General features: G+C 71.5%; 23 protein-coding genes. 9 read left to right on the top strand and 14 right to left on the bottom strand.

Going from position 1 to position 22,229, the window contains the following annotated elements; all coding sequences use genetic code 11:
- Positions 1 to 4 precede the first annotated feature (4 nt).
- The 4 genes from E1294_RS37020 to E1294_RS37005 form a co-directional block, all read right to left on the bottom strand.
- Positions 5 to 790: an anti-sigma factor family protein gene (locus tag E1294_RS37020; protein ID WP_132515634.1), complete on the bottom strand. Its 786-nt coding sequence runs from the start codon at positions 788 to 790 to the stop codon at positions 5 to 7.
- On the bottom strand, positions 787 to 1,299 hold the full coding sequence (locus E1294_RS37015; protein ID WP_132515633.1) for a sigma-70 family RNA polymerase sigma factor: 513 nt from the start codon (positions 1,297 to 1,299) through the stop codon (positions 787 to 789). Before E1294_RS37015 ends, E1294_RS37020 begins: the two co-directional genes overlap by 4 nt.
- A 91-nt stretch (positions 1,300 to 1,390) precedes the next feature.
- The gene (locus tag E1294_RS37010) at positions 1,391 to 2,056 is read right to left on the bottom strand and encodes an LmeA family phospholipid-binding protein (protein WP_132515632.1); all 666 of its coding nucleotides are present in this window, start codon (positions 2,054 to 2,056) and stop codon (positions 1,391 to 1,393) included.
- 64 nt (positions 2,057 to 2,120) lie between these two features.
- Entirely contained in the window at positions 2,121 to 2,372 is a 252-nt protein-coding gene (locus E1294_RS37005) for a MoaD/ThiS family protein (RefSeq protein ID WP_132515643.1), read from the bottom strand.
- 175 nt (positions 2,373 to 2,547) lie between these two features.
- Between E1294_RS37005 and E1294_RS37000 the strand changes: the two genes are divergently transcribed.
- From E1294_RS37000 to E1294_RS36990, 3 genes are all read left to right on the top strand, one after another.
- A complete protein-coding gene (locus E1294_RS37000) occupies positions 2,548 to 3,240 on the top strand; it encodes a response regulator transcription factor (RefSeq protein WP_132515631.1) in 693 nt (230 codons plus the stop codon).
- A 120-nt stretch (positions 3,241 to 3,360) separates the two neighbouring features.
- The gene (locus E1294_RS36995) at positions 3,361 to 6,822 is read left to right on the top strand and encodes a tetratricopeptide repeat protein (RefSeq protein WP_132515630.1); all 3,462 of its coding nucleotides are present in this window, start codon (positions 3,361 to 3,363) and stop codon (positions 6,820 to 6,822) included.
- Positions 6,823 to 6,924: 102 nt separating this feature from the next.
- A complete protein-coding gene (locus tag E1294_RS36990; protein WP_132515629.1) occupies positions 6,925 to 7,296 on the top strand; it encodes a hypothetical protein in 372 nt (123 codons plus the stop codon).
- 32 nt (positions 7,297 to 7,328) lie between these two features.
- Here the strand turns inward: E1294_RS36990 and E1294_RS36985 are convergent, their stop codons facing one another.
- The 3 genes from E1294_RS36985 to E1294_RS36975 form a co-directional block, all read right to left on the bottom strand.
- Positions 7,329 to 8,030: a hypothetical protein gene (locus E1294_RS36985; RefSeq protein ID WP_132515628.1), complete on the bottom strand. Its 702-nt coding sequence runs from the start codon at positions 8,028 to 8,030 to the stop codon at positions 7,329 to 7,331.
- 101 nt (positions 8,031 to 8,131) lie between these two features.
- On the bottom strand, positions 8,132 to 8,650 hold the full coding sequence (locus E1294_RS36980; protein ID WP_132515627.1) for an SET domain-containing protein: 519 nt from the start codon (positions 8,648 to 8,650) through the stop codon (positions 8,132 to 8,134).
- A gap of 20 nt (positions 8,651 to 8,670) precedes the next feature.
- Positions 8,671 to 9,903, bottom strand: a complete 1,233-nt coding sequence (locus tag E1294_RS36975; RefSeq protein WP_132515626.1) for an FUSC family protein — start codon at positions 9,901 to 9,903, stop codon at positions 8,671 to 8,673.
- A gap of 64 nt (positions 9,904 to 9,967) precedes the next feature.
- On the opposite strand from E1294_RS36975, the gene E1294_RS36970 reads away from it, so the two are divergent.
- Positions 9,968 to 10,570: a dienelactone hydrolase family protein gene (locus tag E1294_RS36970; protein ID WP_246083561.1), complete on the top strand. Its 603-nt coding sequence runs from the start codon at positions 9,968 to 9,970 to the stop codon at positions 10,568 to 10,570.
- Here E1294_RS36970 and E1294_RS36965 read toward each other — a convergent pair.
- The 3 genes from E1294_RS36965 to E1294_RS36955 form a co-directional block, all read right to left on the bottom strand.
- On the bottom strand, positions 10,560 to 11,255 hold the full coding sequence (locus E1294_RS36965) for an anti-sigma factor family protein (protein WP_132515624.1): 696 nt from the start codon (positions 11,253 to 11,255) through the stop codon (positions 10,560 to 10,562). The two genes, E1294_RS36970 and E1294_RS36965, sit on opposite strands and share 11 nt — an antisense overlap.
- Positions 11,256 to 11,333: 78 nt before the next feature.
- Positions 11,334 to 11,831 carry a sigma-70 family RNA polymerase sigma factor gene (locus tag E1294_RS36960; RefSeq protein WP_132515642.1) on the bottom strand — a complete coding sequence of 166 codons (498 nt, stop codon included), beginning with the start codon at positions 11,829 to 11,831 and terminating at the stop codon, positions 11,334 to 11,336.
- A gap of 367 nt (positions 11,832 to 12,198) precedes the next feature.
- Entirely contained in the window at positions 12,199 to 12,762 is a 564-nt protein-coding gene (locus tag E1294_RS36955) for a protein kinase family protein (protein ID WP_132515623.1), read from the bottom strand.
- 233 nt (positions 12,763 to 12,995) lie between these two features.
- Between E1294_RS36955 and E1294_RS36950 the strand changes: the two genes are divergently transcribed.
- Positions 12,996 to 13,253 (top strand): AbrB/MazE/SpoVT family DNA-binding domain-containing protein, encoded by a 258-nt coding sequence (locus tag E1294_RS36950; protein WP_246083560.1) that lies wholly within the window; start codon positions 12,996 to 12,998, stop codon positions 13,251 to 13,253.
- Positions 13,254 to 13,813: 560 nt separating this feature from the next.
- On the top strand, positions 13,814 to 13,969 hold the full coding sequence (locus E1294_RS53305; RefSeq protein ID WP_165977667.1) for a hypothetical protein: 156 nt from the start codon (positions 13,814 to 13,816) through the stop codon (positions 13,967 to 13,969).
- Positions 13,970 to 14,014: 45 nt separating this feature from the next.
- Here E1294_RS53305 and E1294_RS36945 read toward each other — a convergent pair whose 3' ends face one another.
- Positions 14,015 to 15,025 carry a GlxA family transcriptional regulator gene (locus E1294_RS36945; RefSeq protein WP_246083559.1) on the bottom strand — a complete coding sequence of 337 codons (1,011 nt, stop codon included), beginning with the start codon at positions 15,023 to 15,025 and terminating at the stop codon, positions 14,015 to 14,017.
- Between the two features lie 70 nt (positions 15,026 to 15,095).
- On the opposite strand from E1294_RS36945, the gene E1294_RS36940 reads away from it, so the two are divergent.
- Together E1294_RS36940 and E1294_RS36935 are read left to right on the top strand one after the other, a co-directional pair.
- A complete protein-coding gene (locus tag E1294_RS36940; protein ID WP_220448135.1) occupies positions 15,096 to 16,382 on the top strand; it encodes an MFS transporter in 1,287 nt (428 codons plus the stop codon).
- Positions 16,383 to 16,439: 57 nt separating this feature from the next.
- Positions 16,440 to 17,048 (top strand): hypothetical protein, encoded by a 609-nt coding sequence (locus E1294_RS36935; RefSeq protein WP_132515621.1) that lies wholly within the window; start codon positions 16,440 to 16,442, stop codon positions 17,046 to 17,048.
- A gap of 35 nt (positions 17,049 to 17,083) precedes the next feature.
- Here the strand turns inward: E1294_RS36935 and E1294_RS36930 are convergent, their stop codons facing one another.
- On the bottom strand, positions 17,084 to 18,568 hold the full coding sequence (locus E1294_RS36930) for a M20/M25/M40 family metallo-hydrolase (RefSeq protein ID WP_132515620.1): 1,485 nt from the start codon (positions 18,566 to 18,568) through the stop codon (positions 17,084 to 17,086).
- Between the two features lie 128 nt (positions 18,569 to 18,696).
- On the bottom strand, positions 18,697 to 19,644 hold the full coding sequence (locus tag E1294_RS36925; protein WP_132515619.1) for a DNA polymerase domain-containing protein: 948 nt from the start codon (positions 19,642 to 19,644) through the stop codon (positions 18,697 to 18,699).
- A 70-nt stretch (positions 19,645 to 19,714) separates the two neighbouring features.
- On the opposite strand from E1294_RS36925, the gene E1294_RS36920 reads away from it, so the two are divergent.
- Positions 19,715 to 20,317 carry a histidine phosphatase family protein gene (locus tag E1294_RS36920; protein ID WP_132515618.1) on the top strand — a complete coding sequence of 201 codons (603 nt, stop codon included), beginning with the start codon at positions 19,715 to 19,717 and terminating at the stop codon, positions 20,315 to 20,317.
- A gap of 11 nt (positions 20,318 to 20,328) precedes the next feature.
- On the opposite strand, the gene E1294_RS36915 is transcribed toward E1294_RS36920, so the two are convergent.
- A partial coding sequence (locus E1294_RS36915; protein WP_132515617.1) for a GxGYxYP domain-containing protein occupies positions 20,329 to 22,229 on the bottom strand: 1,901 nt, incomplete at its 5' end.

The raw sequence follows: 22,229 nt of genomic DNA, 5'->3' as shown, positions 1-22,229 counted from the left end.
GCGATTATTTCCGCACCGGGATCCGCACGAGCGCCTTCCCCTTCTCGTCGACGAGCTCGAACCTGGCGATGTCGCCCATGGGCAGCGACGTCGTGCTCTTGAAGACGGCGTTGTCCTGGTAGCGGACGTCCCAGCTCCCCGCGGGGTCGCGCCGCCCGTCGCGGGACACGACGACGAGGCGGGCGGTCGTGCCGGCCGGCACGCCGTCGACGCTCACGCTCAGCTCGGTGCCGCCGTCTCCGGGAAAGGCCGTCACGGTGGCGCGGTAGCCCATGGTGGTGTTCCCGCCGGCGAACTCACGGCCGGCGACCGCCCGCTCCGTCGGCTTCGGCACGGGCGCCGTGCTCGCGCTCGGCTTGGAGTCGCTGTAGAGCTCGGCTCTGGGCTCCGCCTCGGCCTTCTCCTGGCTGGACTGCGACGAGTTGGCGGCCGCCGGCGCGGCGGCCGAGCCCTCATGGCTCGTGGTGTTGACGGTCGTCCAGACCGTGCCGCCCACCACCAGCACCGCGGCGGACGCGGCGACCGCCATCAGCACGCGGCCACGCCTGTTGCGCCTGGCGCGGTCATTCAGCAGCCGGTCGAGCACCTGGCGAGGGGGGCTGGACACCAGCTCCACATCGCGTTCGGACACCTTGCCGAGGAACGACGCCACGCCCTCGAACTCGACCAGCTCGGCGCCGCACGCCTCGCAGGTCGCCAGGTGGTCGTCGATCTCCAGTGCCTCGTCGGGGTCCAGCGCTCCGAGGGCGTGCGCCCCCATGGCCAGCCGGATCTCCTCGCACGTCATCATGGCGCCAGCCCCCGCTCCTCGAGCGCCAGTTTCAGGGCGCGCAGCGCGTAGTAGGTGCGCGACTTGACGGTGCCCGGCGGAACGCCGAGCGTCGCGGACGCCTCCCTCACCGACCGCCCCCGGTAGTAGACCTCCAGGAGCACCTCGCGGTGCTCCGGCCGCAGCGCGGCCAGCGCCTCGGCCACGGACCACGACTCGACGGCCCGCTCCAGCTCGTCGTCGGCCGGTATGACCGCCAGCGCCTCGTCGCTGATCTCCTGCGGCCTGGCCTTCCTGGCGCGGTGCTGGTCGAAGACGAGATTGCGGGCCACGGTGAACAACCACGCCCTGATCGGCCGGTCGGAGAGCGCCTCGGGATGCCGCCAGGCCCGCAACAGGGTCTCCTGCACGACGTCCTCCGCGCGCCCCGAGTCACCGGTCAGCCGCAGGACATAGCCGTAGAGCGGCCCGGCGTGCTCGTCGAAGAGGGTCCTCACAAGTTCCTCGTCGGCCGTGCCGGCTGCGCTCACAGGGTCCCTCCCCCTGTGCGCTTCGCCCTGGCTCGCTCGCTGCGCTCTCTCACGTCCCTCATCACGTACGCGAGGGCGCCGCGGTTCATTCTCATCCACGAAGCGGCACGTCAGACGCTTCGGCCGCGAACTCCAGCCCGTCGGCCACGTTCTTCACCCCGGTCACCTTGACGTCGAAGGGCAACTTTCCCTGGAACGGGATCGTGTACGAGATGAACCGCGCGGCCTGGTCGGGCAGGTCCTTGATCTTCTCCGCCTGGAGCCGGATGCCGCCGTCGGCCACCTCGACCGTCATCTCTGCCTCGAACGTCACCTTCTTCACCCCGACCATCACCTCACCCGAGGCGACGAGCCGCCGCCCGTTCCCGCTGATCTTGACGCCGCGCGGGGCGAACTTGTCGATCGTGGCCCTGGTCAGCGTGCCGCTGACGGTCACGCGCCGGGCCCTGATATCGGCTCTGTTCTGGAGGACGTCGGCCAGCGGGGCGGTCACGTCGTAGGCGGCGCCCCGCAGGTTCCGCACCGGCACGCCGGCGTAGGTCAGGGTGCCGAGATCGAAGCGTACTTCCGGGTAGTGCCCGGAGAGGGCCTGGGTGAGAAAGGGGATGCCCTCGATGGTCACCGTCGGCGTGCCGGACAGATCGGTGGCCGCCGCGATCCTGTTGGCGAGGTCGCGCTGCACTCCTGCCACGGCGACCCTGTCGACGGCGACAAGAAGAATGATCAGCACGATCAGAGAAACGATCAGCTTCCGCATGGGGCTCCCAGTCTCAAGCGGGGGTCAAGAGCCTACCGATGTCCTTCCCCGCCGAAGACGGCGATCACCCGCCCGCGAAGGGCGGCAGCACCTCCACGGTCGCGCCGTCGCCGAGGACCACCTCGGTGTGAGGTCGCCTGCCGACGGGAAGGCCGTCCACGAGGAACGACGACCGCCGGACAACACGTGCCAGATCGGCACGATTTTGTGTGATTTGCGTCATGAGTTCGTCAAGAGTGACCGCGTCGAAGGATTCTTCCGCCACGCCGGCCGCCTCCTTGGCAGCGGCCCAATAACGTACTTTTCCCCTGGCCATGGGCACCTCACAATCCCTTTGATCCTATTGTGCGCCGCCCTTAACACGCATGTTTCCGGCGACGCCCTGTTCATCCCGTGGGCGCGCAATGGACGCCACTTACCCGTGAGATATCCTCGCCTACAGGACTCGGGCGACGTAGCCCCCGGGTCCTTGCGCGTTTGAGGAGGCCCTGATGAGCAACTTGCTCCTGCTGACCAACGCCCTCGAGCCGTCCGCCGAGGTGCTTCCGGCGCTGGGGTTGCTCCTCCACTCGGTCAGAGTGGCGCCCGCCGAGGCGTCCGCGCTGATCGACGCCCCACCCGCCGACGCGGTGCTGGTCGACGCGCGCAAGGAGCTCGTGCAGGCCAAGAGCCTGTGCCGGCTGATCCGCACGACCGGCATCGACTGCCCGCTCCTGGTGATCGTGACCGAGGGCGGGCTGGCCGCTATGAGCGCCGAGTGGGGCGTCGACGACGTGCTGCTCGACAACGCCGGGCCGGCCGAGGTGGAGGCGCGCCTGCGCATGGCCACGGGCCGCATCTCCCAGGCCGCCACGGAAGACGCGCCCGACGAGATCCGCAGCGGCGACCTGGCCATCGACGAGGCCACCTACACCGCGCGGCTGCGCGGCCGGGTGCTCGACCTGACGTTCAAGGAGTTCGAGCTGCTCAAATACCTCGCCCAGCACCCCGGCAGGGTCTTCACCCGCGCCCAGCTGCTGCAGGAGGTCTGGGGCTACGACTACTTCGGCGGCACCAGGACGGTCGACGTGCACGTGCGGCGGCTGCGCGCCAAGCTCGGCACCGAGTACGAATCACTCATCGGAACGGTCCGCAACGTCGGTTACCGCTTCGTCCCCGACCGGGCCGACACCGCGCACGTCTGATCCGCAGGATTGACAGCGGGCTCACCGCTGACGTCCACTGATGTGACAGGTTTTCGTTGGGGCTGTTTCACGCCTGTCATGTCGAGGACACCGCCGTCCTGAGGGGATGCGTGGTGCGGGGTGGGTCTGTTCAGGTCACTGGTCGACGAGGGCGCCAGGCCCCGCGTCTACCGGCGCAACGAGATCATCTGCTCGCCGTTACGACCGGCCACCTGCGTCTTCCTGATCGATCACGGTTACGCCCGCGAATATGTTCCCGCCGGCGACCGTGAGGCCGTCCACGACCTGCGCGGCGAGGGCGACCTCGTGGGCGAGCTGGCCTTCTGGAGCGCCGCCGACCGGGTCAAGATCGACGCGTTGACCGAGGTGCGGGCGTGGCCGATCGACCTGCGCCGGCTACGCGAGCACGCCTCCTCGACCCCGGCCGTGGCGACCGCGCTGGTGCAGGAGCTGTTCGCCAGGAACATGGCGGCCCGCAGGCACGAGGCGCTCGCCCGCGCCCCCGTCGCCGCCCGCCTGGCCGTGTGGCTGCTGCACCTCGACGAGCGTTACGCGCTGGCCGCGGAGTCCGCGCCGCCGCTGTCCATGGAGACGCTCGCCGACCTCGTGGGCAGCTCCCCCGACGTGGTGCAGCGCCAGCTCACCCAGTGGGCGCGGCGCGGCTGGCTGGTCCGCACCGGCTACCGGCGGCTGCGCGTCGCCGACCCGGTCGCGCTGCGGGACGCCGCGGGCAGCTGGGAGCACCTGTCGGCGCCCTGGGAGGGGCGCGTGACCCCGTTCCTGACCCGGACGGGAGCGCCGCCGGGCACGCCGCCGGCCGAGCGGCTGCCGGTCGCCGAGGTGCCCGTCCCCCGCCAGCTCCCCGCCGACGTGCCCGACTTCACCGGACGCCAGCAGAGCCTCGTCCTGCTCACCGCCTGGCTGGAGCGGCCCCGCAGGACCAACACCATGGTCGTGCAGGGGCTCCCGGGTGTCGGCAAGACCGCGCTGGTGACGCGCTGGGCGCACCTGCACGCCGACCGGTTCCCCGACGGGCAGATCGTGATCGACCTGCGCGGTCAGTCGCCGGGCCTGCCGCCGATGACCTCAGCCGAGGCGCTCGGGCAGATCCTGCGCTCGCTCGGCATCGGCGAGCACATGCCCGCCTCCGACGAGGCCGAGCTGACGTTGCTCTACCGCAGCAGGATCGCCGGCCGCCGGCTGCTGCTCATCCTCGACAACGCCGCCGACCCCGGGCTCGTGCGGGCGCTGCTGCCCGGCAGCAAGGACTGCGTGGTGCTGGTGACCAGCCGTACGCGGATGGCGCCGCTGCACGCCACCGGGCACGCCGACCTCATGGACGTGCCGGTGCTCGACCCGGGCAACGCGGTGGCGCTGCTCGTGGCCGTGCTCGGCGCGGGCTCGCCGCGGGCGGCCGACCGGGACGGGCTGGCCGAGCTGGCCAGGGTGTGCTCGTACCATCCGTTCGCGCTGCGCATCTCGGCGGCCAAGCTGGCCGAGAACCCCGGGCTCAGCGTGCAGGCGCGGGTGCGGGAGCTGCGCGTCCCCGACCGGCCCGCGGCCGGCGACCCGGAGGAGGCGTTCAGGTCGGCGCTCGACCTGGCGTACGAGTCGCTGAACCCCGCGCAGCGGCGGGCGTTCCGCCACGTCGGGCTGCTGCCCGGGCGGGACTTCGCGCCCGAGGTGCTGGCCGCCGCGCTCGGCGTGCCGGTGAGCGAGGCCGTGCTGGCCCTGGAAGGGCTGCACCGGGCCTACCTCGTCGAGCCGCTGGCAGGGCCGCGTTACCGGGTGCACGACCTGGTCAAGCGGCTGGCCAGGGAGCTGGGCCGGCACGCGGAGGCGGGCGTACGGGAGGCCAGGGTGCGGCTGCTCGACCACTACCTGGCGGTCGCGACCGAGCCGGGCACGCCGCGCGAGTGGTTCGAGGCCGAGCGGCGCTCGCTGGTGTCGGCCGTACGGCTGGCGGAGGAGAGCGGCACGCACGGGATGGCCTGGCGGCTGGCGGAGGCCGTGTTCGAGCCGTTCAGGAGGCTGCGCTACTACGAGAACAACTTGGAGATCCAGCAGGCCGGGCTCACCTCGGCGATGCAGGTGAGCAACCGCCGGGCCATCGCGGTCATGCGCAGCAACCTGGGCTCGATCCACCGCGACATCGGGCCCTCGACGCTGGCGGCCAGGTTCATCGGCGAGGCGCTGGCCGACTTCGCCTCGCTCGGCGACGGCACGGGGCGGGCCAAGGCGCTCAACGACCTGGCGGAGGTGCACGGCATCGCGGGCAACAACGAGGACGCGCTCAAGTGCGCCGGCGAGGCCCTCGACCTCTACCGGGACGTCGGCGACCGGTCAGGGGTGGCCGGATGCCTGCACACGCTCGCCCGGCTGCACCTGTCCCATGCGCGGTACGAGCAGGCGCTGCAGTACGCCGGCCGGGCGCTGGAGGTACGGGAGGAGCTCGGCGACCGCAGGGGCACCGCGGAGAGCCTGATCATCCTGGCCAGGGTGCAGCAGAACCTGGGCGAGCCCAACGCGGCGCTGTCGGAGGGCCTGGAGGCGTTGTCGATCTGCCACGAGCTGGGCGACGAGCACGCCGAGGCCGAGACGCTGCTCTGCCTCGCCGAGATCTACGACCTGCTCCGGCTGCAGGAGGACGCGCAGCGCGACGCCGAACGGGCGCTGGCCGGCTACACCGCGACCGGCGACCAGCACGGTTGCGGGCGCGCCCTCAGCGCGCTCGGGCGCATCGCCCGCAACAGCTCGCGTTACGACGAGGCGCTCGCCTACTACGAGCAGGCGCTGGCCGTGCAGGTGGAGCTCCACCACGAGCAGGGCAGGGCGGAGACCCTCGGCGACATCGGGTTGGTGCACTGGCGGCTGGCCGACTACCTGCGCGCCGACGACTACCTGAACCAGTCGCTGATGATCAGCCGGGTGATCCACGACGAGCCGGTGGAGGCCCGCATGCTCAACAGGCTCGCCCGGGTGCGGCGGCGGCAGGGGCAGCCGCAGGTGGCCTTCGTGTACGCGCTCGAAGCCCTGGACATCGTGCAGGGCACGGGCAACCGGCGGGCGGAGGCGGACGTTCAGGAGACGCTGGCGTACACGTACCTGTCGCTCGGGCAGCACCGGCCCGCGCTGCGCGCGGCCAGGGCGGCGCTGCTGATCAGGGAGGAGCTGCGCGACAGCCGGGCCAGCGCGCTGCTGTCGATGGCGCAGGCGCTGCACACGGCGGGCGAGCCGGCGACGGCGCTGGCACTCGCCAGGGAGACGGTCGAGTTGCAGAACGAGACCGGCACCAGGGACCGGTGGGCGGCGGCGCTCACGACGCTGGCCATGGTGCTGCTCGACCTCGACCAGGCCGACGAGGCGCTGGTCTACGCGAAACAGGCGAAGGACGTCCATCAGGAGTGCGGGACGCGGCGCGACCTCGGGTGCGCGCTGCGGGCACTCGGGCTGATCTCGGCCCGGCTGGGCGACAGGGAGGCCGCCGCCGAACAGCTGAGGGAGGCCGTACGGACGCTCGAAGAGGTCGGGGACGTCATAGAGGCACGGCAGGCGGCGGAAGAACTCTGCTGTCTGTCCTGAAAGGCCGTCAAAAGTCGTGAATTCTCGGCGGTGAGGTCGCAGATCTTTCCCGGATTCTGCCGTTAGCTGGTGCGACCAGCTACTCCAGCGGAGGTGATCCGGATGCTCAAGAACCATCTGCGTCGAGACCTACAGTGGCTCAAGCGCCAGGCGCGAAAGGACAGGCGGATCACCGCCGTGCTGCTCGCCGGCGTGCCGGCCGTCTGGGCTCGCCAGCTCTCGCCGTGGGAGACCGCCGACGGGGCGCCTCTGATCCTGCTGGGCCTCTCGTTCGGGCTGATCGCCGGGTCGGCGATGGCCTGGCTGATCTCGGCCTACTTCGTCACCAGGACCCTGCGCACGCGCAAGCAGCCGGCGGAGGAGCTGCGCTGCATCTCCAGGATCAGCAGTGCCAAGGAGTGGGCGTTCTGCTCGCTGGCCGCGTACGTGGCCTGGCACCTGCTGCAGTTCGTCACGGCCCTGGTGCTGCTCTGAGCCGCGGGCCTGACGAGAGCGGCGGCGGGGCGTCATCCCAGAGCTGGGGGCCGGGGTGGCGTCCCGCCGTCTCCGTCCAGCCGGGCGCGTTCGAGGGCTTCGACGCGGATGCCCGTGCCCGTGTGGACGAACTGGACGATCTCCGCCGTGGCCAGCTCCGCCGTGCCGAGCGCGACGTCGGCGTGGGCGTCGCACCACGCGACGAGCCGGCGGGGGTCGGCGAGCGGGGCGGCGAAGTGCACGAGGCTGACGTACCAGCGGTCGCGGACCCGGCCGTGCTCCAGGTCGCGCACGCCCCGGGACTCCAGCGCGTGGGCGAAGCGCTTCCACAACGTCACCAGCGTGTCGTCCTCCGGGTGTCCGCAGACCAGCACGCCGCCCTGGTGCGGGCTCACGCCTCTCAGCCTCACCCTGGCCCTGGGCAGGCCGTCGGCGGCCTCGGCCAGCGCGGCGGCGTAGGCGCGGCGGAGCGGGTCGTCCTCAGGGATGCGGGCGCGGTAGGGCTCCAGGGATCTGAGCGTGACGTGCAGGGCCGGGCCGCCGTGCACCCAGTGGCCCGGGGCCTCGATGGTCCCGGCCAGCTCGGTCAGGCGGTCGGCGATCTCGCGCTGGGGGCGCAGCACGGCCGCGGCGCCCCAGCGTCTCGCGCCTTCCACCATGGGGACGTCGTGGGTGGCCCGGCCGGACAGCAGGGCCGCGCGCCCTCTGGCCTGGAACTCCGCGAAATCGGACATTCGAGCAGTATGCCGGGACGCATGTGGCTGAGCGAATCCCCGGCCCGGACGGCAACGGCGACGGCGGGGCGGGGCCCCGGACCTCCTGCCCGGGGCCTTCCTCAGCCGGTGCGCCGGATGAGGTCGAGCAGGGCCGGCACCCAGTGCTCGCCGTACCGCTCCCGGAGCTCGGCCCGCCGCCAGTCCTCGCCGCTGACCCGGCCCCGGCACAGGTCCGCCCCGCACCGGCAGTCCATGGCGAAGTCGGGCGCGGCGCTGCTGGTGGCGTAGTCGCTGGTCAGCTCCTCGCCCGGCAGCAGGTCGCGGCGCGCGGCCAGGCTGTAGGGGCCGGTCCACCACAAATTGGGGTCGCAGCTGTGGTTGCTCTTGCCGACCGGCCGCCCGTACGGCAGGACCAGGTGCAGGTCGCCCGTCACGGTGATGGTGTCGACGTACGGGACCGCAGGGTCGGCGAAGAGCTCCCGCAACCGCTCCCAGGTCACCAGCCGGCCGCCCAGGCGGGCCACCTCGGTGCCGGCGGGGAGTGCGGCCGTGGTGAACAGCCCGTCGCCGGCGATGTGCGAGGGCCGCACCTCCAGGGCGGCGTGCGCCCAGCAGTCGGGCTCGGGAGCATCGATCATCTCTCCAGCATGCACCGAACTCACGTGTACGCGACCGGAGGGAAGGCCTCCTTGTGCGGGCCGTTGTCCGGGTCGAACTCGTAGCGGATCCTGGCGCAGTCGTCGAGCAGCGCCCCCTGCAACGTCTTCAGCTCCCGGTGCCTGGTCCGCTCGAACTCCTCGGCCAGCACCTTCTGCCGCCGCCTTCCCTCGCCCAGCGCGGCACGCAGCTCCTTCACCTCCTTCCGGCTGGACCCCTTGCCGCTACCGCGGTGGATCTGCAACATCCCGAAGGCGCCGAAAACGCGCGACAACGATTCGAGCTCCTGGGCCAGCGGATCGGGCAGGTCCGCACCGCGCTCACCGGGCAGGCCGCGCGCGCCCGCGATCAGGTCCACCAGCCCTCTGGCGATTCCCCTGAGCTGGCTACAGGCGTGGTCCAGGCAGGTGGCGGCCTCGGCGACCTGGCGCAGGCGGGTGTCGTACCGGCTGCGCCGCCACGTCAGGCGCACCGACTCCGCCGCCTGGTCCGCGGCCTCCTTCGCCTCCTCCAGCCGTTGCGAGAGCGTCCTGGCCCGGTCCAGCCACTCGCCCGCCATGTCGCGGTCCCACGCGCCGCCCAGCCCGCGCGACATGTCCGCGGCCAGGTCGGCCAGCTCGCCGGAGAGCCCGCACAACTCCTTCGCCGCCCGCTCCACGTAGCGCGGCGGAAGGATCAGCAGGTTCGCCGCCACGCCGACACAGGCCCCGATCAGCACGTCCGCGAGGCGGGCGAAGCCGTATGTGCTGCCCAGCGCGAACACCAGCAGCGCCGTGATCGGGATCTGCACGTTCTGGGCCGGCAGGTTCAGCAGCCGGGCCAGGACCAGACCGGACGAGATCAGCACGGCCAGCGTCACCTCGTCGACACCGAGCAGCCAGATCGCCCCCGTGGCCGCCGCCACCCCCACGATCACGGCGCCGACCTGCTGCAGGCCCCTCACCACCGTGCTGTACGCGGTCGCCGACACCGTCAGGAGCACACCGATGGGCGCCAGCACCGGCAGGCCCACCTTCAGCACGTGGGCCGCCAGCCACCAGGCCAGGACGCAGGCCCCCGTCACCTTGATCGTCTGGACGAACGCCTCGCGTTCCATGCGCAGCCAGCGCCCCAGGCCCAGACCGCGGGCCCGGCCGAGCGCCGCCTTCCCGCCCGAGACGATGCGCTGGAGCGGGGCGCCGTACCGCTCGTGCCGACGCCCCGATTCGGTCTCCATGTACCATGCCCTGCCCATCCGAGCAGCGGATAGAGCTGGGCCAACAGGGGTAGCGGGCTGGGAGGTGAAGGAGGTGTGGCACGTGCCCGGCGATCTGGTCGTCCCCGGCGGCGCCCGGGGAGTGGTGCTGTTCGTGCACGGCAGCGGCAGCGGCCGCCTCAGCCCGCGCAACCGTTACGTGGCCGGCGCGCTCAACGAGGCGGGGCTGGGCACGCTGCTGTTCGACCTGCTCACCCCGGAGGAGGAGACGGTCAGGGCCAACGTCTTCGACATCGGGCTCCTGACCGGGCGGCTGCTGGAACGTACCGCGTGGGTGCGCGAGCAGCCCGCGACGGCGAGCCTGCCGATCGGCTACTTCGGCGCCAGCACCGGCGCGGCTGCGGCGCTGGCGGCGGCGGCCGAGCCCGGCAACCCGGTCGCCGCGATCGTCTCACGCGGCGGCCGGCCCGACCTGGCCGCGGAGAAGCTCACCGCGGTACGCGCCCCCACCCTGCTCATCGTCGGCGGCAGGGACCCGGTCGTGCTGAAGCTGAACGAGGAGGCCCAGCGGCGGCTGAACGCCGAGAGCCGGCTGTCCGTCGTGCCGGGCGCCACCCACCTGTTCGAGGAACCCGGCGCCCTGGAGATCGTGGCCGACCAGGCCGGCGACTGGTTCACCGGCCACTTCTCCACCATCAGACGGTGATCGTGGCCAGGCTCCTGCCGTCCGAGGTCTGGATCGTGAAGTGGTTCAGCTCGTCCTGAGGGAGGCTGGTGCCGCCGTGCAGCACCATCGGGTCAGGTGAGCCCGGCACGCCGTACCCCGCCTCCGGGACGCCCCAGCTCGCCACGACCTCGGAGCGGCCGTCGTCGCCCACGGCCATGAGCCGGCACTGCAGCGGACCCTTGACGCCCTTGAGCTCCAGCGCGACGTGGGTTCCCCAACCCTTGTCCTCCAGGCCGATGACGCTGGACACGCCGGTCGTGGAGTCGGTGGCGGAGTAGGTTTGGCCGGTCATCAGCAGCGCGCGGGCCGGGCTGTGGACGCTGTCGGGGTTCGGGCCGCCGGCGATGGAGCCGCCCGCCAGGAAGACGCCCGCGGCCACCACGAGGCACGCGGCCGCGGTCATGAGCGTGCGGTGGAACCGGCGGCGACGGCGCTCGGTGATCGCCTTGCGCACCAGGACCGACTCCACCTGCGGGTCCGGCGGGGCGGGCAGCAGGTCGTCCGGGTGCACCCCCTTGATCAGCTCCCCCACCGCCGCGAACGACCCCACCTCCGCGGCACAGCTCCCGCAACCGGCCAGATGGTGCTCGAAAGCGGCTTTCTCCTCCTCGCCGAGCAGGCCGAGCGCGTACGCGGCCACGTCCTCGTGACGCACCTCCGTCATGGCGGCGTCACCCCCCTCACGTCGTGACGCACCCTTCTCACGGCAACGTCACCCCCCTCACGTCGTGACGCACCACGCTCATGGCAGCGTCACCCCCCTTTCCTCGAGCGCCACGCGCAGCGCGCGCATGGCGTAGTACACGCGGGACTTCACCGTGCCCACCGGCACGCCGATCGTCTCCGCCGCCTCCTGGACGGTGCGGTCCAGCAGGAACGTCTCCGTGAGCACCTGGCGATGGGCCGGGGAGAGCGAGAGCATCGCCTCGGTCACCACGATCTCCCGTAACAGGCGCTCGTCCTCCGCGGCCACGGGCCGGGCTCGGTCCTGGATGTCGTCGACGGTGTCGAGAGGACGCGTGCCCGCGCGGCGGTGGTCGTCGATGACCACGCGACGGGCCACCGTCGCCAGCCACGGCATCAGCGAACCGGTGTCGGTACGCAGGTCATGGAGGTTGCGCCAGGCGCGTACCAGGGTCTCCTGCACGACGTCCTCGGCCCAGCGACGATCGCCGCCCGTCAGCCGGATGGCGAAGGCCATCAGGGGGGCGCCGTATTCGCGGTAGAGGGCTCGGACCATGGCTTCGTCCGTTACGCGGTGATTCACAAGGGGGCGGACTCCTTGCGCTGCGGCTATCACGAAATATCGCGCTAGGTACGCTGGTATTGAGAATTATTACTCTAGCCACCGGCAGGTCCCAGGGCAGGTAGTTTGCCCCATTCGCCACCAAGCTAGATATAACTGATAAATCGCGTCAACTCCCCCGAACCAGCGATTCCGATCATGGTGTGGCGATCCGCGACCCCCGTGAGCTGCGCGCCTTCCGGCGCGGAGGGCCTCGAAGCCCGGGTCCCCGGCAGGGACGCCGCCCAGAGCACGCGCCTGCCCCGGCATCGACCGTCATAGGCGATTCCCCTTTGGCCCGTTCCGCGAAAGTGTGCACTTTCTACCGTCCGGAATGCCCGTCCGCCATTGACGGGCTCCTCCGCGCCTCGGACCCGGACCAGCGCTCGGCCTCCAGCAGCAGTTCGCGCACCGTGGCGCGGCGGTCGTCCCAGGGATCTCCGAGCAGGGCGCGTACCACGTCGATCGCCGCCGGGCGGGACAGCGCGTTCGGGCGGCGGCACTCGTCGATCACCGCCCGCACTTCGGGCACCGGCCCGAGATAGGGACGCTCGCCGTCACGGACCGGCCGCCCGGTCGCGGCGAAGACGATCACGTCGGCCCAGTCCCTGACGTCGGCGGAGGGGAACTCGCTGCTGCGCGGCCCCGGAGCGAAGAACACCCGCCCCTCCGGCCCGATCATGACGTTGCCGGGGTTGAGCCGCAGCCCCGCGATCCCGCCCAGGTGCAGCCTCGCCATGGTGGCCGCGGTGTCCAGCGCGAGCAGGTGCAGCGCCTCTCCCGTGTACGGCCCCGCCGCCCTGACGGCGGCGACGAGCGGTTCGCCCTCGCCGAGGTAATCGCGCGGCAACAGGGCCAATCCGTCGCTCCAACCCAGAAAGTCCATCCTCGTCCTCCTGGCAGCCGGGCAAAGCGGTCGGGCACGCCGGCGTCCCGTTCCGGACGTCGGTGAGCGCCGTCTCGTCAGGTGGTACGCCGGACTGACCGTGCGGGTTCAAGCGGATCTCGGAGGCGGACGGAACCGTTATGACGCCTGTCAGACGGGCGAGACCCGGGCGAGAAAAGTAGGAAAAGTAGGTATAGTTACACTCGGCTCACCGGAGAAGAGGGTGGAGTGCGATGGCCGGGAAGATGATCGAGGGGCCGGACGGCCGTTACATCGTGGGGACCGTGAAGATCGGCGAGAAGGGCCAGATCGTCATCCCCAAGGACGCGCGCGACCTGCTCGGCATCCAGCCGGGCGACACCCTCCTCGTGCTGGTGGACACCGAGCAGGGCATCGCGCTGGTCGACAACGAGCGGTTCCGGCGCTTCGCGACAGGAATCCTCGCCGTCCAGGAGGATCAGCCCGCCGGCACGGGGGAGCCCGGCCGATGACCGGCTACCGCAACCCCTACGAGGGCCGGCGCGACCCGCTGCCGCCCGCGCTCGCCGAGGCGGGCTTCCGCCAGGAGTTCGCCGAACTCGACGGGGTGCGATCGTCCTGGAGGACCCGCCGATCTTCTCGGCCGAGATGCCGCGCTTCCGCGACCGCGACCGCTGGGTCTACGGCAGCCTCAAGCACACCGTGGAGGTGCTCGGCGACCTCGACCGGCAACGCGTCGCCGACGTCTACCGCCAGGAGATCCCCGTCGGAGAGGACAAGACCATCCGGATGCCGGACCGCTTCGTCGACCTCCTCGACCGCCTGGTGGCCCGGCACCGGTGCAGGCACCCGGGCAGCCCGGCCGGACTCGGCGTGCGCTGGCTGCCGCGCTCGCTGGACGAGCTGGTCCGGTCGGCGTCGATGTTCGACCCCGACTTCGCCAGGGCGTTCGTCGACGGCCGCTTCTACGGCGGCTTCTCGCACGCGGCCGCGTTGCGGGCGACGACCGCCCCCCGTCCTGCTGCTGCACGCCAACTGGAACCGGTTCGAGAAGTACGGCCTCGTCGGCGCCATGGACGACGACGCCGCCCGGGTGCGCGAGCTCGCCCCTCAGACCGTCTACCGCCGGATCGACGCCAGGCACGTCATCCACGACCACAAGCCCGAGGAGTTCCACACCGCCGTGACCGCGTTCGCGGGCGCCTTGCGCGGCTCGCCCGCCTCTTGACGCGGCACCGCGCTCCTCACGTCCGCGCGGGGCGGCCGTGCCGGGTCACGCCACGGTGTCCAGCTCGCGGAAGGCGGCACGGTAGGTGCTGGGCGAGGTTCCCACGGCGGCGTGGAAGTGCTTGCGGAGGTTGGCGGCCGTACCGAGCCCTGCCTGCTCGGCCACCTGGTCCACGGGCAGGTCCGACTCCTCCAGGAGTTCCCTGGCGCGTTCGACGCGCTGCCGGGTGAGCCAGTTCATCGGGGTGGTGCCGACCTCGTCGCGGAAGCGCCGGGTGAAGTTGCGCACGCTCATGGCCTCCTGGGCCGCCATCTGGCCCAGGGTGACGGGCTCTCCCAGCCGCTGCAGGGCCCAGGCGCGCGCGATCGCGGTGGAGGGCGATGACGGCTGCGGCACGGGGTGGCGGATGTACTGTGCCTGCCCGCCCTCCCGGTGCGGTGGCACGACGGTACGGCGCGCGACGTCGTTGGCGACGGCCATGCCGAAATCGCGGCGGATCATGTGCAGGCACAGATCGATCCCCGCGGCGCACCCCGCCGACGTCAGGACGTCGCCGCCGTCGGAGTACAGCACGTTCGCGTCCAGCTCCACCCGCGGGAACAACCGGGCGAACCGGTCGGCGTACCGCCAGTGCGTCGTGGCGACCCTCCCGTCGAGCAGACCGGCGGAGGCCAGGACGAAGGCTCCCGTGCAGATCGAGGCCACACGGGTGCCGGGCCGGATGCGGGCGAACGCGCCGGCGAGCGGCGCGGAAAGTGCGGGCTCCTGCTGCTCGTAGTCCTCGTAGGAGGACATCACGATCACGGTGTCGGCCTCCGCCAGCGCCTCAGGACCGTGCTCGACGTTGACGGTGAAGTCCCCGTCCGTACGGACCCTGCCGGCCCGCAGGGCGCAGGTGACGACCTCGTAGAGCGGCTCCCCGCCCACCGAAGCCCCAGCACGGGCCTGCCCGAACACCTGGTGGACGATGCCCAGCTCGATCGGCAGGGTCATCTCGCGGGCGAGTACGGCGACGCGATGGCGTGCGGGGTGGGAGAAGACGGCACTGGAGCGCATGGCCATATTGTTGCGCATCACGGCTATCCAGCCGCTCGCCGGATGTTCACCGCGCCGACACGCTGGAGCAATGGCTCAGCACGCACAGACTTCCTTGACCGCGCCGACCGGCCCACGCCCGGGTTCGCACCGCGCGTGGATCGTCGCCGCCGTCGCGGGCGCGGCCATCGTGGCGGCCGGCGCCTTCACGACCGTCCCCGGTCTCCTGATCTCTCCCCTGCACCAGGAGTACGCCTGGGACCGCGGCCAGATCGCGCTGGCCGCCTCCGTCAACATGATCTTCTTCGGCTTCACCGCACCTTTCGCGGCGGCACTGATGGAGCGCGCCGGGATCCGCCGCGTGGCGGCGGGCGCCATGCTGCTCATCGCCGCCGGAGCCCTGCTCACCACCGTGATGGCCGCACCGTGGCAACTGGTCACGTACTGGGGCGTCCTGATCGGCCTCGGCAGCGGATGCCTGACCATGACCTTCGCCGCCGTCGTCACCGGCCGCTGGTTCGTGCGGCGTCGCGGGCTGGTCACCGGCGTTCTGAGCGCGTCCAGCCATCTGGGGCAGATGCTCTTCCTGCCGCTGCTCGCCTGGTCGGTCGACCGGTTCGACTGGCGGCCCCCGGTCGTGACGCTGGCCCTCGTCGCCCTGGCCGTGTCGGCTCTGGTGGCCCTGTTCCTGCGCGACCACCCGGCCGACGTCGGCGCGCTGCCGTACGGGGGCGAGCACTTCGTCGCCAAGCCCGCTCCCGCCCGGGGCGCCGCGCGCCGCACCGTGACGGTCCTCTTCGCCGCCGCCCGCACCAGGACCTTCTGGCTGCTGGCCGGCATGTTCATCATCTGCGGTGCCAGCACCAACGGCATCATGTGGAGCAACTGGGTGCCCGCGGCCCACGACCACGGCATGCACGCGACCGCCGCCGCATCGATGTTGTCCCTGATCGGCGTCTTCTCCGCGCTGGGCGCCGCCGTCTCCGGCTGGCTCACCGACCGCTTCGACCCCCGTCACCTGCTGGCCTGCTCTTTCATCATCCGCGCGCTCACCCTGCCGGCCCTGCCGATGGTGCTCTCATCCACGGTCCAGCCCTCCCTGGTCGTCGTCGTGGTCGTCTACGGCCTCGTCGACGTCGCGACCGTCCCGCCGATCATCGCGCTCGCTCAGCGCCACTACGGCGGCGACGGTCCCATCGTCTTCGGATGGGCCAATTCCGCTCACCAGCTGGGCGCCGGCGCCTCGGCCTTCCTCGGGGCCACGGCCCGCGACCTGTTCGGCACGTACGACGTCGTCTGGGCCGTGTTGAGCGCCACCTGCCTCGTCGCGGCCCTGGCCGCGCCGGCCGTACGGGCCGGGAAAACCGACCGGGGTTGACCTTGACGCGACGTCAAGGTTTCTCATTGGAGGCGTACAGCCGATGAGGGGAGCACGATGGTCGGAGCCGCGCTGCGCGTCCTGGGGTTCGAGGTGAAGGGCCTGGCCTCCGCCGGGCTGTGGATCGTGCGCCGGCGTCACGGCGTGCCGCCCGGGGCGAGCGCCGTCACGTACGCCAAGGAGCAGACGTTCGTGCTGGCGCTGATGTTGTTCGCGATGGCGATCGAGACGGTGGTGGTGGACCTGCTGCTGGTCGCCGTCGGCGTGCCCGGTTGGTTGCGGTACACGGTGCTCATCGCCGACCTCTACGGGCTGCTGTTCGGGGTCCTGCTGGCCGCGGCCTGCGCCACCCGGCCGCACGTCATCACCGACGACGAGCTGCGCATCAGGTACGCCGCCTACTTCGACGTGCGGGTGCCCCTCGACCGGATCGTCTCGGTACGGACCGGCCGCAACCTGAACGAGGACCGCATGGTCTCCGTCGCGGACGGACAGCTCGGCGTGGCCGTCGCCTCGCAGACCAACCTGACGGTCGAGCTGGCCGGGCCGGTCACCGTCGTCCGCCCGCTCGGGCGCCGGGCCGAGGTCACCTCGATCCGGTTCTTCGCCGACGACCCGGAGGCGGTGCTGGCGGCGCTGCGTCCGCGGCTCACCGTGCCTTCGTAGCGGGCGTCAGCCTCCGCTCGCCTTCGTGAGAGGCGTCAGTCTCCGCCTCCCTTCACGGGAGCCGTGCGGCGCGGGATCGAGCGCAGGTCGAAGGCGAACCGGGCGGCGGAGTCGGCGATGGCGTCGGAGTTCACGTCAAGCGCCGTGCCGTTGACGTTGCCGATCGTGTCGCACGCCTTGTGGTAGCAGGCGTCGTACGCGGTGCCCGCCGTGCCGCCGAACACCTTCGCCTCCGCGGCCGTCTTGACGCCTTCCGCGCCGGTGAAGATGCCGCCCGCAGGGATGCCGACCGCGATGAACGGGCCGTAGTCGGAGCGGCCGTCGAAGTCGGTGCCGACGGTGGGCAGGTCGCGGGAGCCGTAGAAGGTCTCGAACTGCTCCTCGATCTGGGCCGAGCCGGGCGGGCCCGCCGAGGCGCCGGTGTTGTCGGAGTCGTCGCCGTCGTAGAGCTTGTAGGCGAAGTTGGGCGAGGCGACCATGTCGAAGTTCAGGTAGAGGCGGATGCGGTCGCGTTCCGTCTGCGGCAGCGCCGCGACGTACTGGTCGGAGCCGAGCAGGCCGAGCTCCTCCGCGGCCCAGAAGGAGAAGCGCACCTGGTTCTTGACCGGGAGCCGGGCCATCTCCTCGGCCACCTCCAGGATGGCGGCGCTGCCGGAGCCGTTGTCGTTGATGCCGGGACCGGCGGGCACGCTGTCGAGGTGGGCTCCGAGCATGACGACGTTGCGCGGGTCGCCGGTGCGGGATTCGGCGATCACGTTGTGGTCGGTGCCGAGCGCGACGGTGGCGTCGACGGTGACCCGGACGGTGGCGTCCTTCATGCCGGCCAGCCGCTCGCCCACCGCGAAGTCCGCGTACACCATGGGGATGCCGGCCCGCCATTCGCCGATGTCGAGCTGCTCGGCCTCCGTGCGTCCTTCCTGGCCTTCGTTGAACACGATGATCGCGGCCGCCCCCGCCGCGCCGGCGTTGCGCACCTTCTGGGAGAAGGCGCAGGTGCCGCGCTGGACGAGCGCGATCCGGCCGGCCACGAACCCGTCGAAGTCGGAGGTCTCGCACCCGCTGGTGGAGGACGGTGTGGCGGCCGGGGGCAGCGTCAGGTCCACGCCCTGGACCTGCGCGGTCACGTCGCCGGCCGGGGAGGGCTCGAAGGCGAAGAAGTCCTGCTTGGGAACGTACGCCCGCCGTCCCGGCGCGGTCTCGGTGAGGGCGGGCGGGCTGTTCTCGGTCCAGTTCTCGACGAATTCGACGGGATCGAGCGTGACCTTGTAGCCGGCTCTGCGTAGTTTGTCGGCCACGTAGTCGCGGGAGGCGTCGTACCCGGTCGTGCCCGCGGCGCGGTTGCCGCCGTTCGCGGTGGCGATCGCCTGGAAGGCGCGCAGATGCTCTTCGACGTTCGCGCCTTTGACCTTCTTGACCAGCAGGTCGGCGAACCTGTCGGCCGGCCCGGCCGCGTGGGCCGGCGCCGCAGCGGTCAGGGGCAGGGCCAGTGCGGTGATCAGTGCGGTGACGCTTCTGCGCATGAACGATTCCCCTGTCGTGGATGGGAATGCGACATTCCCCCGAACCGCGATCGGAACGTAAATCCCCAGCTCAGCGACAGAGAAGGCCTTCTCCTGCGGCAAAATCAGGACATGTTCGAGTAATGCGTTCACTCGCCGCGACGGGCGCGGGCACGGCGTTTGCCCTCGTGCATCGCCTGGACGCGGGCGACCGGGATGGTGTGCCCCTCCTCGACCAGGTCGGCGGGCAGCCGCCGCGGCTCGGGCATGAGCTCGGCCCACGGGTCGGCACCCTTGAGCCGCGCGGCCACCGTGTGCACGGTGAAGTCGGCCGGAGCCACCCGGTCCAGCTCGTCCCATGCCACCGGGAAGGAGACGGGCACGCCGGGACGGATGCGGGGGCTGTAGGCGGCAGCGACCGTCGCGCCGCCCGCGCGGGTGGAGTCGAGGAACACCTTGCCCTCGCGGTCCTCCCGGATGAACGCCGTGGTGGCCAGCGCCGGGTCCAGCCGCTCGGCACGGACCGCCAGCGCGCGGGTGGCCGCCGCGAGGTCGTCCACCGCCGTGCCCTCGGCCACGGGCACGAACACGTGCACGCCCTTCGCCCCGCTCGTCTTCACCGCCCCCGACAGCCCGGCGTCGCTCAGGGCCTGGCGGACGAGGAGCGCGCCGCGTACGGCCAGCGAGAAGGAGTCGTCGTGCTCGGGCGGGTCGAGGTCGAGGATCAGGTGCGTGGGCCGGTCGCCGACGAACAGCGCCGGGTGATATTCCACCGCCCTCTGGTTGGCGAACCACAGGAGCGTCCTCCTGTCGTCGCAGAGCGCGTACGTCACCTGCCTGCGGGACGCCTCGGCCCAGAAGGAGACGGACCTGACCCAGTCGGGGGCGTATTTCGGCAGGTTCTTCTGCATGAACGGCTGCTGCCCCGGGCGGACGCGCATCACGGAGAGCGCCCGGTCGCGCAGGACGGGGACGATGCGGTCGGCGACGGCGTCGAGGTAGTCGACCAGGTCGCGCTTGGTGGCGCCGGCGCCGTCGAACAGCGGCTGGTCGAGGTTGGTCAGGGCGACCCCGTCACGGGTCTCATCGGCGGCCACCCGCCCTACGATGCCACAGACGTCCTCGAGACCGACATGCCCGACCCGCCAGGGGAGTGAAGCCCGGACCATGACCCGCTACCTGTATCTCACCCGCCACGGCGACGCCACGCCCGACGGCGAGCTGACGGACGCCGGCCGCCGCCAGGCCGCGCTGCTCGGCGAGCGGCTCGGCGACGTCCCGCTCGCCGCCGTGCACCACGGCCCGCTCCCCCGGGCGGCCGAGACCGCCCGCCTCGCCGGCGAGCGGCTCCCCGGCGTCCCGCTGCGCGAGTCGCGGGCCGCCGGCGACTACCTCCCGTACGTCCCGGTCAGGGAGGAACTGCCGGAGGAGTACGCCGACCGCTTCCTGGGGTTCGTCGGCCAGTTCCCCGAGGACGGGCGCCGCGACGGCCCGGCGCTCGCCCGCGAGGCCGTGGAGCTGTTCACGGGACCGGCCGCGCGGACCCGGCACGAGCTGGTGGTCACGCACAACTTCCTGATCGGCTGGCTCGTACGCGCCGCCATGGACGCCCCGGATTGGCGCTGGCTGGGCGTCAACCACTGCAACGCCGCCCTGACCGTCATCCGTTACGCGCCCGGCCGCCCGTCGTCCGTGCTCTTCTTCAACGACATGGCCCACCTGCCGGCGGAGCTCAGGTGGACCGGCTCCCCACCCGAGCTCCGCCTGTGATCACCATGTGATCACCGTCCGAGGTGGTCGCCCAGCAGCTTGAAGAACACGTCGCCGCGGACGATCTCGAAGGGGTCGCCGAGCAGCGGGCCGAGCTCGGCGATGTCGCTCGGCGTCCAGTTCCAGGCGTTGACGGCGCCGGCGATGAACAGCGGCTTGCTCCCGTCCCAGCCCTCGATGTGCTTCACCAGCGTGTCGCGGTATTCCTGGGCCTTGCCCTGCGGCATGAAATTGCCGATCACGGGCAGGCCCGCGGGATCGATCTGCAGGTCGCCGGTCTCCCACGACTGGATGATGCCGCGCAGCCCGGTGTTCTTCTTGTACGACCGCACGATGCGCTCGTCGAAGGCCACCCAGCCGTCGTCCTCCTCGTTGCGGTGGTTGTAGGCGTAGACGAGGTCCATGCCGGTCCTGCGCAGGAACCGTCCTGTCAGCTTCGTGTACGCGTCCAGCGCCTCCTCCGGCCACGATCCGGGGTAGGTGTAGCCGGCGCCCGACGGCCCGGCGATCAGCAGGTCGTTGGGCGTGGCCGTGCGCTGGAAGTAGGCGAGGATCGCGGGGCCGATCTCGGCAAGCAGAGGGCTGACGGTCCAGTTCGTGGGCACTTCGCCGCGTTTGTTGTCGTCCCAGATCTGCCGCATCCTGCGCTGGCAGTACTGGATGTTGTCGCCCTCGCCGACGGTGAGCGTGACGTAGACGCGGTTGCGGAGAGTGGCCCGCGGCCTCGGCGGCACCCGGTCGGAGACCTCGGCGCGCACGCCGGCGTGGACGGTGGCGTTCATGTAGTAGTCGGCGGGGATGACCTCGACGGCGTGTTGCGAGGCCCGGTCGACGCCGCCCCACTCGCCCGCGACGTCGTTGGAGAACCACCCGGCGTACGGCGTGGTCGGCTCGACCTTGCTCAGGATCTCGTCGAGCAGCTCACCGGTCTGGCCGCTGGGCGGCAGCCAGAAGACCATGGCGCGCATGGCGACCGTGTAGTCGCGGAAATAGGGGAAGGGCTCGACCCGGGTCGGCGCGGTGGTGGTGGCGGTCACCAGGAACTGGTTCCACAGGTCCACGTCGACCGTGAGCTGCTGGGTGCCGGCGGGCGGGGTGAACCGGTAGACGAAATAGCCGCCGCCGTCGGAGAAGCGGTTGGACTTGTCGCCGATCGAGGAGTTGAGGCCGTCGAAGAGGTACGGCGTCTCGGCGTCCGTGCCGGGGGTGAAGGAGGCGATCTCCTTGCCGTCGGCCTTGACCGTGACCGCGCCGACCGAGGCACCCCAGCCGTCGTCGCCGAACGAGTCCTGGAAGCGCAGGTAGACGCCGTCCTCGCCGGACAGTTCCTGGCTTAAGTCGAAGGTGCGCACCCCGCGGTTGGAGCTGTCGCGGATGCGCTCGGTCTCGCGGGCGACCTCGCGCCACCGCACGTCCTCCACGCTCACGGTCCTGGTCGGCGGCAGGCCGCTGAGCAGGGCGTGGGTGCTGCGGGGGAAGAGGTTGTCGAGCTGCCACCGGTACGTGCCCAGGACGTCGTCAGGGTCGAACTTCCCGCGCAGGTCGGTGATGGTCGTGAAGCCGTGCTCGGCGGCCTGCTCGGCCGTGGCGGCCACGGCGCCCTCCAGGCCGGCGAGGGTGGTGGCGACGTTCACCGAGTCGGGGACGTCGGGGTCGTGCAGGATGGCGCCGCGGGCCTCGCGGCGGTAGCGGGCGACCAGGTCGAGAGCGTTGTCGTGGCGGGTGACGCGTGCGCCCGTGCTGTCGAGCCAGGGGACGTCGAAGTTCTCCTCGTTGTAGTTGAAGTACAGGCGCGGGCCGCGGCGGTTGACCACTCCTTGGAGGGTGGTCAGGAGCAGTTGGTCATTCCCGTGGAGGGCGCTCACGTCGGCGTAGTCGAGCCGGGTGGGGCGACCGAAGTTGGGGAGGAGGG

This window comes from Nonomuraea diastatica (assembly GCF_004349015.1).
GTDB lineage: Bacteria > Actinomycetota > Actinomycetes > Streptosporangiales > Streptosporangiaceae > Nonomuraea > Nonomuraea diastatica.
Note: the sequence above shows the minus strand (reverse complement) of the source record. Positions and strands in the feature narration are given on the sequence as shown.